This window comes from Halomonas sp. MMSF_3323 (genome assembly GCF_030733595.1).
GTDB classification, from domain to species: domain Bacteria; phylum Pseudomonadota; class Gammaproteobacteria; order Pseudomonadales; family Halomonadaceae; genus Halomonas; species Halomonas litopenaei.
In genome coordinates, this window is the sequence record NZ_JASHIT010000039.1 from 38,146 (window position 1) to 52,516 (window position 14,371).

General features: G+C 65.6%; 11 protein-coding genes. 7 read left to right on the forward strand and 4 right to left on the reverse strand.

What is annotated here, in order from left to right:
• The first annotated feature begins 171 nt into the window (after positions 1-171).
• Positions 172-1,866 carry a VRR-NUC domain-containing protein gene (locus tag RBB39_RS18000; protein ID WP_222516094.1) on the forward strand — a complete coding sequence of 565 codons (1,695 nt, stop codon included), beginning with the start codon at positions 172-174 and terminating at the stop codon, positions 1,864-1,866.
• Positions 1,859-4,195, forward strand: a complete 2,337-nt coding sequence (locus RBB39_RS18005) for an ATP-dependent DNA helicase (RefSeq protein ID WP_306169247.1) — start codon at positions 1,859-1,861, stop codon at positions 4,193-4,195. Before RBB39_RS18000 ends, RBB39_RS18005 begins: the two co-directional genes overlap by 8 nt.
• Positions 4,196-4,338: 143 nt before the next feature.
• On the opposite strand, the gene RBB39_RS18010 is transcribed toward RBB39_RS18005, so the two are convergent.
• A complete protein-coding gene (locus tag RBB39_RS18010) occupies positions 4,339-6,195 on the reverse strand; it encodes a monovalent cation:proton antiporter-2 (CPA2) family protein (protein ID WP_253029365.1) in 1,857 nt (618 codons plus the stop codon).
• Positions 6,196-6,475: 280 nt separating this feature from the next.
• Entirely contained in the window at positions 6,476-7,093 is a 618-nt protein-coding gene (locus RBB39_RS18015; RefSeq protein WP_045991233.1) for a glutathione S-transferase family protein, read from the reverse strand.
• A gap of 291 nt (positions 7,094-7,384) precedes the next feature.
• Here RBB39_RS18015 and RBB39_RS18020 point away from each other — a divergent pair, with 291 nt between their 5' ends.
• The 5 genes from RBB39_RS18020 (at position 7,385) to RBB39_RS18040 (ending at position 12,512) form a co-directional block, all read left to right on the forward strand.
• Positions 7,385-9,739 (forward strand): PQQ-binding-like beta-propeller repeat protein, encoded by a 2,355-nt coding sequence (locus RBB39_RS18020; protein ID WP_162197820.1) that lies wholly within the window; start codon positions 7,385-7,387, stop codon positions 9,737-9,739.
• A gap of 80 nt (positions 9,740-9,819) precedes the next feature.
• The gene (locus RBB39_RS18025; protein ID WP_045991231.1) at positions 9,820-10,074 is read left to right on the forward strand and encodes a hypothetical protein; all 255 of its coding nucleotides are present in this window, start codon (positions 9,820-9,822) and stop codon (positions 10,072-10,074) included.
• Between the two features lie 313 nt (positions 10,075-10,387).
• On the forward strand, positions 10,388-11,173 hold the full coding sequence (locus tag RBB39_RS18030) for an AraC family transcriptional regulator (RefSeq protein WP_306169248.1): 786 nt from the start codon (positions 10,388-10,390) through the stop codon (positions 11,171-11,173).
• A gap of 48 nt (positions 11,174-11,221) precedes the next feature.
• Positions 11,222-12,166, forward strand: coding sequence for a DMT family transporter (locus RBB39_RS18035; RefSeq protein WP_253029474.1), 945 nt, complete (start codon positions 11,222-11,224; stop codon positions 12,164-12,166).
• A 109-nt stretch (positions 12,167-12,275) separates the two neighbouring features.
• A complete protein-coding gene (locus tag RBB39_RS18040; protein WP_045991287.1) occupies positions 12,276-12,512 on the forward strand; it encodes a hypothetical protein in 237 nt (78 codons plus the stop codon).
• A 96-nt stretch (positions 12,513-12,608) separates the two neighbouring features.
• Here RBB39_RS18040 and RBB39_RS18045 read toward each other — a convergent pair whose 3' ends face one another.
• Positions 12,609-12,917 (reverse strand): hypothetical protein, encoded by a 309-nt coding sequence (locus RBB39_RS18045; RefSeq protein WP_045991229.1) that lies wholly within the window; start codon positions 12,915-12,917, stop codon positions 12,609-12,611.
• A 115-nt stretch (positions 12,918-13,032) separates the two neighbouring features.
• Positions 13,033-14,277, reverse strand: a complete 1,245-nt coding sequence (locus RBB39_RS18050; protein ID WP_124803534.1) for a ribonucleotide-diphosphate reductase subunit beta — start codon at positions 14,275-14,277, stop codon at positions 13,033-13,035.
• Positions 14,278-14,371: the final 94 nt, after the last annotated feature.

Here is a 14,371-nt window from a genome sequence, read left to right on the forward strand (position 1 = left end):
ACAGTGTCACCAGCATAGACTGGCATGCAAGATTCGGCTTTTGCTGAAATGGCTTTATCCACATAATGCTCATCAATGCTTAGCAGCAAAGCCGTTTGCCGCCTGACGAATACCCGGGCGCGCGTCGGTAACTTCCTTGGGAGCGCAGCGAACCACTGGTAAAATGCCTGCATGAATCCCAAGTCGCCCACGCTACCCGCCGACCTGCGCGACGATCCTCTCTACTATCTGCGTCACTTTCAGTTTGTGCTCGACTGGGTGATGGCACGCCACGCCGACCTGCTGGCAGAGCCAGAACAGCGCTTTATCATGGCCTTCGGCGAGCTGCCGGAGGCAGCCCAGGCGTTGCTGGTCCGCATGGTCTCGCGCAAGGGTGAGCTGTTTCGCACAAGTCGCCTGGTCTACACCGAGGTCGATGATCTCGAGCAGGCGCTGAGCCGACTGGCGGCGGCGCAGCTGGTGGAGCTTGATCCCGTGCTGAGTCTCGATGACCTGCTTGCACAGTTGCGCCTGCCCGAGGCTCGACGGGTCTTCGCCGAAACTGTGTCCGCTTGCGGTCTGCCCACCTCGGTCTCCAAGTCACGTCTGTGCGAGGCGCTGGACGGCCAGTTCACGCCGCGGCGCTGGAGCGCCTGGTGGCCTGAGTCCGACGAGACCCTGGTGCGGGTCTCGGTAATGTCGGTGTGTGATCGACTGCGCCTGATGTTCTTCGGCAATCTGCGCCAGAGCTGGTCCGATTTCGTGATGGCCGAGCTTGGCCATATGCGCTATGAACGGGTGAGTTTCGATCCCGCGTCGCGGGGGTTTCAGCAGCGTCAGGAGGTGGATGCCTATCTCTGCCTGCATCGGCTGCGAGAGCGATTCGACGACGGCGAAGCCGTGGCTGATATCTGGTCGGCAGTACCAAGGCTGCCCGACGACAACCCCTGGCTCGCGGCACGGCGGTCTCGCCTGCTGCTGCGTCTGGGCCAGCAGGCCCAGCGAGAGGGGCAGGTGGCGCTGGCGCTGGAGATCTTCTCCTTTGCTGGCCCGGGCGAAGCGCGGGTGCGTCGACTGCGCCTGCTGGAGCGAGAGGGAGAGCATCACCAGGCGTTGACGCTGGCGACCCAGGCGCTCGAGGCACCGCTGGACGACGCCGAGCGCCAGGCGCTTGCCCGGCTGGTGCCGCGATTGCAGCGCCGCCTGGGTCTGCCGGTGCTCAAGCCGGCAGCACAGGCGCCGCCGCAGAGCTGGAGCCTGAGCTTGCCGCCACTATCGCTGGCGGCCAGTGGCTCGGTGGAGCTGGCGCTGCGTGATCACCTGGCCCGGGATGAGGCCCCAGCCTTCTACGTCGAGAATCACCTCTTCGCCGGGCTCTTCGGGCTGCTCTGCTGGGACGTCATCTTCGCCCCCTTGCCGGGAGCCTTCTTTCATCCCTTCCATCGCGGGCCGGCGGATCTGTATCGGCCAGACTTCGTATCGCGGCGGCGTGATCGCTTCGATGCCTGCCTGGAGGCGCTGGCGAGCGGCGACTACCGCGAGCGTATCAGGGCCCGCTGGCGCGACAAGCAGGGGCTGGCCAACCCCTTCGTCTACTGGGAAGTGCTCGACGAAGCCTTGCTGGAACTGGCGCTTCACTGTATTGCGCCTGAACACCTGGCGGTGCTGTTCGAGCGCCTTCTCGAGGATCTCAAGGCCAACCGATCGGGCTGGCCGGACCTGATCCAGTTCTTTCCCGATGCTGGCAAGGGCCAGCCCCGCTATCGTCTGATCGAGGTCAAGGCGCCAGGAGACCGGCTGCAGGACAACCAGCGACGTTGGCTTGAGCACTTCCAGTGCCACGGCATTCCGGTGTCGGTGTGCCACGTGAGGTGGTCCGATGGCTGAGGGATCTTCATCGTCTGACGATGCCGAGACAGCCACCTCGGACACGGCCGAGTCGGTCTCTCTCAGCGTCGGCGTGCGGGAACTGTGCGAGTTCACCGGTAGACGCGGTGATCTGGATCACCGCTTCACCCCGGCCCCCAGCTCTCGGGAAGGGATAGAGGGGCATGCCCGCGTCGTGGCCCGACGTGGCGAAGGCTACCGCAGTGAGGTGATGGTGGTCGCCACCCTCGAGGGTCTCAAGGTCCAGGGGCGCATCGACGGTGTGGCCGAGAACGGTGGGCGACTCGAAGAGATCAAGACCCACCGGGGACGCCTGGAGCGCATGGCCGACAATCAGCGCGCGTTGCACTGGGCCCAGGTGCGGGCCTACGGCGCACTTTGGTGCCGCCAGCAGGGGCGCGAGCGGATTACCCTGGCGCTGGTCTATCTGGATCTGGTCAGCGGTCGCGAGACTTGCCTGAGCGTCGAGGCCGAGGCCGCCACGCTGTGGCAGGAGCTTGAGTCGGCCTGTCGCGCCTATCGAGCCTGGGCGCTGGCCGAAGCCTCACATCGCCGGCGGAGAGATGAAGCGCTGGACCGTCTGACGTTTCCCTACCCTGCGTTCAGGCCTGGGCAGCGCGAGATGGCCGAGACCACCTACAAGGCCGTCGCCACTGGCCGGGATCTGCTGATAGAGGCGCCGACTGGCATCGGCAAGACGCTGGGGAGCCTGTTCCCGCTGCTCAAGGCGATGCCCCGCCAGGCGCTGGACCGCACCGCCTTTCTGACCATGAAGACCACCGGCCGACAGCTGGCGCTGGCGGCACTGGCGCAGCTCGACCCTGGCCCACAGCGCAAGCTGCGCACGCTGGAGCTGATCGCTCGGGACAAGGCCTGCGAGCATCCCCAACTGGCCTGCCACGGAGATAGCTGTCCTCTGGCTGAGGGCTTCTACGACCGACTGCCCGAGGCGAGGCAGGCGGCAGTGGAGCAGGGCTGGCTAGATCGTGACGGACTCAGGCAGGTGGCGCTTGAGCATCGCGTCTGCCCCTACTACCTGGGCCAGGAGATGGCTCGCTGGTGCGATCTGGTGGTCGGCGACGTCAATCACTATTTCGACTCGAGCGCGCTGTTGCACGGCTTGGCCCAGGCGCGACAGTGGCGCCTGGGTGTGCTGGTGGACGAAGCCCACAACCTGATCGAGCGTGCCCGTGGCATGTACTCGGCGAGCCTCGACCAGCGCCGTCTTGCTCGTTTGCAAAAGGAGGCGCCGGGGGCGCTGCGCCAGCCTCTGGCCAGGGTGATCAAGCAGTGGCAGGCACTGGTGCGTCAGCACGGCGGAGAGGACCCGGGCAGTCGCGAAGCGCCACGCTGGTTTGCCCTCGACGCCTTGCCGGCGGAGTTGATCGGCTCCCTTCAGGGATTCTGTGGTGCCATCGGCGATCACCTGGGCGAGCATCCGGAGGACACCCAGCCGGCGCTGACCGACTGCCTGTTCGAGGCGTTGGCCTTCGTTCGGCTGGCGGAGCGTTTCGGTGATCATTCGCTGTGCGAGCTCACCCGTCACGGGCGCGGGCGGGCACGACTGGCCATCGTCAACCAGGTGCCCGCCGACTTCCTGCGGCCCCGTTTCGCCGCGGCTCACGCAAGCGTGCTGTTTTCCGCGACCCTGGCGCCACCACGCTATCAGATCGACCTGCTGGGGCTAGCCGAGGACACGGTATGGTCCGAGGTCGCGTCGCCTTTTGTCGCCGAGCAGCTCGAGGTGCGGGTGTGCGCGCAGCTGTCTACCCGCTACCGCGATCGGAAGCGATCCCTGCCGGGAATACTCGACGTCATGAGCGAGCAGTACCGTCGACGTCCCGGCCACTATCTGGCGTTCTTCTCGAGCTTCGCCTACCTGGAGCAGGTGCGAGAAGCCCTGGCCGAGGCCCATCCCGACATTCCTCAGCGCGCCCAGCGACGCGCCATGAGCGAGGCGGAGCGGGAGGCCTTTCTGGAGGATTTTGTGCCAGGGGGTGAGGGAATCGCCTTCGCGGTACTCGGAGGCGCCTTCGCCGAAGGCGTCGACCTGCCGGGCGAGCGTTTGATCGGCGCCTTTGTCGCCACCCTGGGGCTACCCCCCAGCGATGCCCGCCAGGAGGCGCTGAAGACACGCCTCGAGCAACGCTTCGGTCGCGGTGACGACTACGCCTATCGTATCCCCGGGCTGATCAAGGTGGTCCAGGCGGCCGGGCGGGTCATTCGCGGGCCCCAGGATACCGGCACCCTGGTATTGCTGGACGATCGCTTCGCCAGACCTGAGGTGCAGGCGAGGCTGCCCCGTTGGTGGGAAACGGCCCGGCGCTGACGTCGTCCCTGTGTCTGACCTGTCGCTGCCCTTGTCCGTTCTCTGCCCTTGCCTGGGCAGACTGGCCGTCGACGTGGCCGGTGAATGGCAGTGCAAGCGGCTTCTGGCACAAGGGCTGGAGGTTCTGGCACAAGGGCCGGAGGTCAGGACTCGTTGGCCGAGCGCTTGGTGTCGTCGCCATCCGAGGCTTGGCGCCGGGGGATTTCCTCGACCCGGGTCAGGATGTCCTCGTCGGCCTCGAACAGGGTCTCGAGCTCCTTGGCCGCCTGCCGCACGGTCTGCATCTGCTTCTTCTCGTTGCCGAAGACCTCGAGCTGACGCCGCAGGGTCTCCTCGTCGTGGGGGCGGAAGGTGTCGATGGTGTGCTGGGCCTGGTCGCGGGGCACACCGAGTCCGATCAGCACCTCACGGGTCATTTCCAGGCTCGCCGGCAGCAGCTCACGAAGGATAAAGCCGACCTTGGCACGCATCAGCAACTGGGCATGGTGACGATCTCGGGCACGTGCATAGATCTTGAGGTGGGGGAAGCGCTTGCTGGCGCGATGGATGATGCGCATCGAGATATCCGGATCGCCGACCGCGACCACCAGCACCTGGGCATGACGCGCGCCGGCGGCATCCAGCAGGTCCAGTCGGGTAGCGTCGCCGTAGTACACCTTGTTGCCGTAGCGACGCACGAAGTCGACGTGGTCGGCATTGATGTCGAGGACGGTGTAGGGGATCTCGAGCCCTTGAAGCGCACGCCCCATGATCTGACCGAAGCGACCGAAGCCGACCAGAATGATGCGTGGCGAATCATCGTCCATGGCATCGAAGTCACGCTTGGGCCGAGGCTTCTTGAACAATGGCCGCACCAGCCGTTCGTGGCCCAGAAACAGGATCGGGGTGGCGGCCATGGACAGCGACACTACCAGCACCAGAACGTGCACGAGGTCCTGCGCCAGCAAGGCGGCTGAACCCGCGGCGGTCAACAGCACGAAGGCGAATTCTCCGCCCTGTGACAACAGCACGCCGAGGGTGGTGGTCTCGCGCCAGCCGCAGCGGTAGACCCGAGCGGCGATCATCAGGCTGGCGCCCTTGGCCAGCAGCAGCAGTGCGGTCAGCCCCAGCACCAGCCCAGGGGACTGTGCCAGCAGGCCGACCTTGGCGGTCATGCCCACCGCCATGAAGAATAGCCCCAGCAGCAGACCGCGAAACGGTTCGATGTCGGCCTCGATGCTGTGGCGATACTCGGAATCGGCCAGCAGGATACCGGCGATAAAGGCGCCAAGTGCCATGGACAGTCCGGCAAGCTCCATCAGCAGGGCGGCACCGATCAGTACCAGCAACGACATGCCGGCGAACACTTCGCGGCTGTCGGTGGCTGCGGCCAGGCGGAACAGCGGCGGCAGCAGCTTGCGCCCGCCAAAGATCAGACCGGTGAAGGCGGCGACGGCGATGGCGACTTCTTTGAGCACCGCAGTCATGCCGCCGCTGACCAGCGAGTCGGCGGCCAGGATCGGAATCACCGCCAGTACCGGAATGGCCGCCATGTCCTGGAACAGCAGCAGCGCAAAGGCATGGCGTCCGTGGCGGCTGTTGAGTTCCTGGCGCTCGCCCAGCAGGTGCAGTACCAGTGGCGTAGAGCACAGCCCCAGACTGAAGCCCACCACCGCCGCCGCCACCGGCGGAAGGCCCAGTGCCAGGGCGGTCAGGCCCAGCACCAGGGTAGTGATGGCCACCTGCAGGCTGCCAAAGCCGAACACCGCCTTGCGCATCAGCTTGAGCCGCGCCGGTTTCAGCTCCAGGCCGATGACGAACAGCAGAAAGACGATACCGACCTGCGAAAACTGCAGTACCCCTTCGGCGTCCGGTACCAGGCCGAGGGCCGAGGGACCGATCAGCACGCCGGCGATCAGGTAGCCGAGCACTTCCCCCAGGCCAAGGCGTTTGATGATCGGGACCACCAGCACCGCCGCAGTGAGAAAGATCAAGACGTTGAGAAGCAGCGCGGTGGCCAAGGTCGGGTCTCCAGGGCGGCTCGTGGGTGGGCCCCATAGCATACCTGATGTCACCGGCATGCATGTTATGCCGATAGCAGCGTGGGCGCTGGGGCGGGGCTCTGTTGCAGGAGGGCTCTGTTACAGGGCGTTGATGCAGGGTTCTGGTGCAGGGCTCTGATGCAGGGCTCTGAGGCGGAGCTTTGCTGCGGTGTGCTGGTGCCGCGGCTGGTTCGCGGTGCTGGACAGCCCCCGGCGTCACGGCACCTTTAGCGCCGTGGGCCGCAGCGGGGGCTTCTGCTCATTCGGACGAGAGGCTGTCCTCACCGAGGGCGACATAGCCTGGCAGTGCCTGGATACGTTGGATCCAGGCACGAATGCCGGGAAAGGCGCCGAGATCGAAGCCGCCTTCGTGGGCCACATGGGTGTAGGCGTAGAGCGAGATGTCGGCGATGGTGGGGTGCTCGCCCACCAGAAAGGGCGTAGCCTCCAGCTGACGCTCCATGACGCCGAGCGCCTTGTAGCCGCCTTGCTGCTTGGCGTCGAATTCGGCCCGCCGGTCCTCCGGCATTCCCAGGTAGAGCGAGATGAAGCGCGCCACGGCGATGTAGGGCTCATGACTGTACTGTTCGAAGTATTGCCACTGCAGCACCTTGGCATGGCGGTAACGATCCTCGGGCAGCCACTCACTGCCGCTGGCCAGGTAGTGGAGGATAGCGTTGGATTCCGCCAGAAAGCGTCCATCATCCAGCTCGAGCAGGGGGATCTTGCCGTTGGGGTTGCGGCCCAGGAAGTCTTCTTCGCGGGTGTCCCCGGCCAGGATGTCGATGCCTATCCACACCATGCGAATGTCCAGCAGCGATGCCAGCAGCTTGATCTTGTAGCAGTTTCCCGAGCGTGTATCGCCGTAGAGATTCATGGAGGTGTCCCCTGGTGCATGGATGATGAGTCTATGGTGTCACTATTGCGGGAGGCGGGAAGGTCGACAGCGCGATTCGGCACTGAGCGACGCTGCGGGAGTCGCAGTGGCATCTGGCAGCTTCTATCCTGTTCCAGGCGGTCAGGGCCGCCCCGTACCGAAGGGTAGTCTACCCCTTGTAGCATGGAGCTGCGCCCCAGTAGCAAGAGCGGCGAGAGTGGCAAGCGCGGCAGGATGGGCAAGAGCGTCGAGCTGGCCCGACTCGAAGTCAAGGATGCCGGAGGTAAGGCGATGGATGACAGGCGTGCCGCAAGGTGGCCAGCACGACTGCTTGGCCTGTTGGTGCTGGCGATAGCGTTGGTTGCACTGGCCGCCGGGGGCTACCTGCTGGCGCTGGGGGGCTCGGCGTACTACGTGCTGGCGGCGGGGGGGCTGGCGCTGACCGGATGCGGCCTGATGGCACGATGGCGCCTCGCCCCGGGGCTTTACGCTTTACTGCTTGGAGCAACCCTTGGCTGGGCACTGTGGGAAGTGGGGCTGGACGCCTGGCGCCTGCTGCCGCGTCTGGGCCTGCCGGCATTGCTGGGGCTGGTGCTGCTGTTGCCCTGGTTCTCCCGCGGTGCCTACGCCTGCTGCAGGCAGGCGCTGGGATTGATGACGCTCTCTTGCTTGTCCTTGCTGCTGTTGCTGGCCTTTCTCCCTGCTGTCGAACCGTCCTTGTCTTCGCGTCCTGAGAGTCATGGCTCCTCGGTGCCCAAGGCCCCGGCAAACCCCCAGGGTGAGTCCGCCACTGGCCTTGATGCGCTATGGCGTCTCGAGCTGGAGCAGGAGAGGGCGGAGGCAGAGACAGAGAACCACTTGGCCACCGCCTTCCCTCTGGTCATCATCGACGACCGACTGATTGTCTGTACCTCGAGCGGCATCGAAGCTCGCATGGTCGCTACCGGCGAGCGTCTTTGGTCACACCCGAACAGCGACGGAAAGGGCAACGAGGACAATATCGAGCCGCTGGGGCCCTGTCGCACGCTTGCCTATCACGATGCCGCTGAGCGAACGCAGGATATGGTCGAGGGCGTCTTTGTGCCGACCCCCGGGGAGGGCGAGCCGGATCCGCTGGAAATGTCGACGACCCATGAAGGTGCCGGGGAAGAGGGGGTCGCGGAAAGCGATCTGGTCTGTCCGCAGCGGCTGTTCGTTGTCACCCGAGATCGGCGCTTGCTGGCGCTGGATGCCGACACCGGCAGACACTGCGAGAGTTTCGGCACCGACGGCCAGGTCGACCTGGCCGAAGTGGCTGACGTGGCCGAAGTGGCCGAAGTGGCTGACATGAGTGCCGACACATCCGCCGAGATGCTGAAGGGAGCCGCCGGCATCCAGGTCACCTCGCGACTGGTACTGCTTACGGGGTTCAGCCACGAGGTGGTGGCGCTGGACATCGCCACCGGCGATCGCATCTGGCGCTGGCGGCCCGAGACGCCAGGCGCCGACAACCTTCGCATCGTCGCCGTCGATGAGACCCAGGGCTTGCTGATGGTGGCTGACCCTGCTGCCTCTGGGGCCGAGCGCCGCGACAACACCCGAGATGAGAGTGAGCAGGGCCCGGGAGGCCGGGTGACGGCGCTGGAAGTGACCACCGGCGAACCGCTATGGACGCGAGCGCTGGATCTTGCCCCCATGCCTGGCGAAGGGGCGATGCCTGTCGATGCGGCGATCACGGCGTCGACGGCAGCAAAGGACGTTGTCATGGTCAGCCTGGACGATCGACCCCAGGCCGCGGTGGTGGCGACGAGCGAGGGCCGACTGTTGATGCTGGACATGCCAAGCGGGGAGACCCTGGCGTCGCTCGACCTGAGGCCACCACCGCCGCTGTCGGCTGAGACCTGGCGAACCCCGCCCTCTGACCCGAAGGCACTGCGCGAACGTGACATGTGGGGACTTTCGCCGGTGGATCAACTGCTTTGCCGTATTCGCCTGCGGGCCAGGGACAGCGCTGGGCCAGTCACCTTGCCGGCGTCGCTGGAGCGGCTGATCAGACCGACGGTACCCTTGGCGTCGCGCCGTATGGCGCTGAGGCTCGGCCCGGATGGGCAAGCGCTCTACGCCAGCGTCGGCTCCCGTGGTGCCGACCCTCGTCATCCCTGGCTATCCTGTCGTACGCCTCCCTGGGGGGAGCTGGTCAAGGTCGAGCTGTCCGCGCTTTACGCTCTGCGCGGCAGTGATGGTAGTGATGATAGTGATGGTAGCGATAGCTCGGCGATCGTCTGGCGTCGCACCGTCGGTGACCTCGACGTCGAACTGCCTCAGGAGTTGCGCTTGCCGTTCGAGCTTTCGCTGCCTGTCGGAACGGCGAATCTGTCGGCACCGATGATGCTCTCGGGTAGTTCCGGCGATGCAGCGGTGGTCGTCGCGGACCAGACAAGGTCAGTCGCGCTCTACGCCTTCGCTCTGGATGATGGTCGGGCATTGTGGCACCAGCGAATGGTCGAGGGGGCGCGGGGTGCAAGCCAACTCACTCACCAGGGCAGGAGCGAGGCGAACGTGGTGGCGCTTGTCCTGCCGCAAGGTGCAGCGTCTCCAGACCATGCCGCCGAACTGGTGGTGTACGCAGCGCCCGAGGCTTTGCCCCAAGGGGGTGGCGCGAAGTGAGCGAGTGCGGGCGTCGGTCCCGCGGCGCCCGACCATGGCTATGCTGAAAAACAACATTGCAGGTTACGCAGGGGGCACCCATGAGAACCATGTTGATTGTCGTCGTCGGGGTGGTCGTGGTCCTGGTGTTGCTGTGGCGCTGTCCCAAGCCGCGACAGCACACCGCCATGTGGATATTCAGCCTCGCCTGGCTGGCGATATGCGCCTGGAACCTGAGCGTCGGGCTGTCGCACGGCTACGCCCTGGGCGAAGAGTTGCTGGTCCATGCGCTGCTTTACGGGGTACCCGTGGGGCTTGGCTGGTGGCGGGTGTGCAGGGAGCCGTCCTCGATCTGACTAGTGCAACAGAGGCTGGCGCTCTGTTCAGTCGCCGGGCGCCTTTTGTTTATAGTGGCCGGGGATCTTGACGCGCTCGCCATTGGGCAGCGTCTTTACGTGGGTGGGAACGTAGACTCGCTTGATGACACTCTTGGATGTCGCCATGACGGACCTCCTGCATGTTCCATGGAGAGGACCTCCGATAGTCCTCATCACTACCAGAGCCTGATGAGGTTGTAAATGAGAGCATATATCTTTTGTCATCAAATCACATTTGACCTGCATCAAGGGAAGCGACCATTGCCTGCGCAGCGAGTGCGGGGCTAGACCGATGAGCACCCACGCCCCCCTGATCGAACATCGACACTATCCAGACCGAGTGTTGAGTGACCGCCACGACTTTCAGCAGCTGTTGCTGGGCCGCGGCGGCATGGTGGAACTGGACGTTGGCGGACGTGGTCTGCGCGTAGGGCCGGGCGTACTGGCCCCGGTCCCCAGCGGCGAGACCCACCACTATCTCGCGCCGGGGGCCAACGACATTCTGGTGCTCGACCTGCCGGTGGCCTGGTGCCAGGCCCTGGGGGTGGAGGGGATCTTCGAAAACGAGCGAGCGAGGGGCTATCGCGCGCCGGCGAGCCTGGTCGAGGCGGCGCCCGCCCCGGGCGCCGGCGTCGAGGCGCTGGCCCGGTGGCTTTCCCGCCTGCAGCACGCGCTGGATGAAGGGCGCGGCAGGCCGCTCCCTGCGCCGCGTCTGCGTCTGCTCCAGCTGCTGCCAAGGCTACGCGGCGAGCTGGCCCACCCCTGGCGCGTCAAGGAGATGGCGGCGCTGTGCCACCTGTCCGAGGCGGTCTTCGCCCGTCAGTTTCGTGAGCTGCTCGGAGTGCCGCCGGCGGTCTGGCTGCGTCGTGAGCGGCTGGCCCTGGCGCGACAATTGCTGGTCACCCGGACTCGTTCCGGCTCGGCCATGGCCCTCAGCGAGGTCGCGCTGGTCTGCGGGTTCCACGACGCCGCCCACTTTTCCCGCGTCTTCCGCGAGGCCCATGACGTTTCTCCCGGCGCCTGGCGGCGTCAAGCCGCAACCGCCACGCACAACAGGTCAGAATCGTACAAGACCTAGTGTGGGCGGCTGGCCCACACTCGAGACCTCGGTGCTCTGGAGGTCTTTATGCGCTCTTCCTCTTCTTCATCTTCTTCCTCTGCCCAGGCGGGGGCATCCTCCGACGCGGTCGACATCTCGCGTAGGCGCGCCACCTGGATCGGTGCCACCACGGTGCTCAATTGGGCCATGCTGGCCCTCTTTACCCAGTTGTCGGGGCCCGTGCCACCGTTTCTGCTCACCGCCCTGGCGTTCGGCGTGGCCTTTGTGTGCTTTGTGGTCTATCAGTGCCTGCGCGGCGAGGCGGTGCTGGCGCCGATGCGCCAGCCACCGCTGGTCTGGGCGCTGGGCGTCGGCGGGCTGTTCGGCTACCACGCCCTCTATTTTATCGCCCAGCAGAACGCGCCGCCGGCCAACGCCGGCCTGATCAGCTATCTCTGGCCGCTGTTGATCGTGCTGTTTGTCGCTCTGCTACCCGGCGAGCGCCTGCGCGGGTTTCACGTGGTCGGTAGCCTGCTCGGTTTCGGCGGGGCGGTGCTGTTGATCGGCGGAGACGTCGACGCCGGCGGTAGCCTCCTGGGCTACGCCGCCGCCTTCGCCTGTGCCTTCGTCTGGAGCGGCTATTCGGTGCTGTCCCGGGCCACCCGCACGGTACCCACCGCCGCGGTGGGGGGCTTCTGTCTGGTCACCGCGATACTGGCGGCAGCGTGTCATCTGGCCTTCGAACCCGGCCGCTGGCCCCAGGGCAGCGACTGGTTCGGTATCATCGCTCTTGGCCTGGGCCCGGTGGGCAGCGCCTTCTTTACCTGGGATATCGGGGTCAAGCAGGGGGACCTGCGGCTGCTGGGTCTGCTGGCCTACTTCACGCCGCTGCTGTCGACCCTGGTGCTGGTGGTGACCGGCTTCGCCGCGCCTACCCTGTGGCTTGCCGGGGCGGCGGTGCTGATCACCCTTGGGATGCTGATCGGCAGCGGCTGGATTGGGCGTAGAAGGTCGTCCCGGGCGTCGGACTGATACCCAGCCGGGCGACTGTATCCTTGGGACAATAGGGAGCCTCAGGCGCGTCTTTCAAACTGGCCTCGGCGTTCGACAATAACGTCGGTCTTCAAGGAGGACGCCAGTCATGAAAGAACACGATTTCGAACTACGTTTTCGACTGCCCCGAGGGGTGAACCCCGAGGATCTCGCCGAGCGGCTGTGTGACGACGGCTGCCGCGACGCCCTGGTCGGCAGGGCCCACGATGATGAAATCGCGCTGCAGTTCTGCCGCGCGGCGGCCTGCTCCGGCGAGGCCATGCGCAGTGCGCTGCAGGATGTGATCAGGGTGGAGCCCAAAGCGAGGTTGCTGGTCAGCCGCTAGGGCTTGCCTGAAGACGCCGATGACGCCGGCAGAGCGCTCGATACACGCAAGACCCGGTGACGGGCCTTGCGCATTTTTATGCCAGTGAGGCTGTCGTCAATGACTCCTGACGCGATGGCGCGACAAGCGGGTAAAGCAGATCGGTGGGGTACTGGCCGTGCTCATGCGGTCGGTATCGGGCTGCGCCCGCCAGCCGCGATAGAGCGCCCAGCGCTTCAAAGCGTCCAGGTTGAGGTGCGGGTGGTGCTCGTCGCGGGGATCGTACTCGGGGGAAGGAAAGGCGTGGGCCAGGTGGTCGTAGCGGGCCAGGGCGCGTTCGCCGCCGTGGGCGGCCAGAGCCCGGTCCAGGGCGGACTGCCAGGCGCGGGTGTCATGCTGCTGGGGTCTTCCATTGGAAACAGCCATGCTGTTGCCCTCCTGAAATCACGTCAGAACATTGGTGGTGTCGCCATTCCCTGGTGGGGTTGTCGGTGGAGTGAAGGAAAGACGCCCGAGCCGTCAGGCCCGGGCGTCGTCTCGATCAATCCCAGCTCAGCGCGCCGCCGACCTGATACTCGGTGACGCGGGTCTCGAAGAAGTTCTTCTCCTTGCGCAGATCGATGATTTCGCTCATCCACGGGAAGGGGTTCTGGGCACCCGGGAACTGCTCCTTCAGGCCGATCTGGGCCAGGCGACGGTTGCAGATGAAGTGCAGGTACTCCTCCATGATCGCCGCGTTCATGCCCAGCACGCCGCGGGGCATGGTGTCGCGGGCGTAGCTGATCTCGAGCTCGGTACCCTCGAGGATCATCTGGGTGACCTCGTCCTGGAACTCCGGGGTCCACAGGTTCGGGTTCTCGATCTTGATCTGGTTGATCATGTCGACACCGAAGTTCAGGTGCATCGACTCGTCGCGCAGGATGTACTGGAACTGCTCGGCCACGCCGGTCATCTTGTTGCGCCGGCCCATGGACAGGATCTGGCTGAAACCGCAGTAGAAGAAGATGCCTTCGGTGACACAGTAGAAGGCGATCAGGTTACGCAGCAGCTCCTGGTCGGTCTCGACGGTGCCGGTCTGGAAGTCCGGGCGCGCCAGCGACTGGGTGTGCTTGAGGCTCCAGGCGGACTTGGCGGCCACCGACGGGACCTCGCGGTACATGTTGAAGACTTCGCCCTCATCCATGCCCAGCGACTCCACGCAGTACTGGTAGGCGTGGGTGTGGATCGCTTCCTCGAAGGCCTGGCGCAGCAGGTACTGGCGGCACTCCGGGTTGGTGATCAGGCGATACAGCGCCAGCACCAGGTTGTTGGCGACCAGCGAGTCGGCGGTGGAGAAGTAGCCCAGTGAACGTTCGACGATGCGGCGCTCGTCGGCGGTCAGGCCGTCGTTGCTCTTCCACAGCGCGATGTCCGCGTTCATGTTCACTTCCTGGGGCATCCAGTGGTTGGCACTGCCGTCCAGGTACTTCTGCCAGGCCCACTCGTACTTGAACGGCACCAGCTGGTTCAGGTCCGCACGGGCGTTGATCATCTTCTTGTCGTCGACCTCGATCCGGGCGGCGCCCATCTCGAGTTCCTCGAGGCCGGCGGCCACGTCGAGTTCTTCCAGCGACTTGCGTGCCCGGGCCATGCGGTCCTGGTCGGCAGCCTGGTAGTTGCCGGCGCTTTCGCGCACCTCATCCGTTGCCTCGGCAGCCGGAGCCGGGGTCGGCTCGGGTGCCTTCTTCGGCTCAGGTACTTCTGCGGTGGCGGTGTCGTCCTCGTGGAACTCGTCCCAGTTCAGCATTGTTGCGGTCTCCCGATCATCTGATCGGCCGACGCGCCTGGCGTCGGCGTGGGGTTGTCTGGTGGCCCCGGCGGTGCCGGGGCGAGGTGTGCGG

Bases quoted from the DNA above. Each gene is read 5' to 3' on its own strand.
- RBB39_RS18030 (WP_306169248.1), top strand. From the start codon at position 10,388: ATGAGCACCCACGCCCCCCTGATCGAACATCGACACTATCCAGACCGA.
- RBB39_RS18020 (WP_162197820.1), top strand. From the start codon at position 7,385: ATGGATGACAGGCGTGCCGCAAGGTGGCCAGCACGACTGCTTGGCCTG.
- RBB39_RS18050 (WP_124803534.1), bottom strand. From the start codon at position 14,277: ATGCTGAACTGGGACGAGTTCCACGAGGACGACACCGCCACCGCAGAA.
- RBB39_RS18035 (WP_253029474.1), top strand. From the start codon at position 11,222: ATGCGCTCTTCCTCTTCTTCATCTTCTTCCTCTGCCCAGGCGGGGGCA.
- RBB39_RS18045 (WP_045991229.1), bottom strand. From the start codon at position 12,917: ATGGCTGTTTCCAATGGAAGACCCCAGCAGCATGACACCCGCGCCTGG.
- RBB39_RS18040 (WP_045991287.1), top strand. From the start codon at position 12,276: ATGAAAGAACACGATTTCGAACTACGTTTTCGACTGCCCCGAGGGGTG.
- RBB39_RS18015 (WP_045991233.1), bottom strand. From the start codon at position 7,093: ATGAATCTCTACGGCGATACACGCTCGGGAAACTGCTACAAGATCAAG.
- RBB39_RS18000 (WP_222516094.1), top strand. From the start codon at position 172: ATGAATCCCAAGTCGCCCACGCTACCCGCCGACCTGCGCGACGATCCT.
- RBB39_RS18005 (WP_306169247.1), top strand. From the start codon at position 1,859: ATGGCTGAGGGATCTTCATCGTCTGACGATGCCGAGACAGCCACCTCG.
- RBB39_RS18025 (WP_045991231.1), top strand. From the start codon at position 9,820: ATGAGAACCATGTTGATTGTCGTCGTCGGGGTGGTCGTGGTCCTGGTG.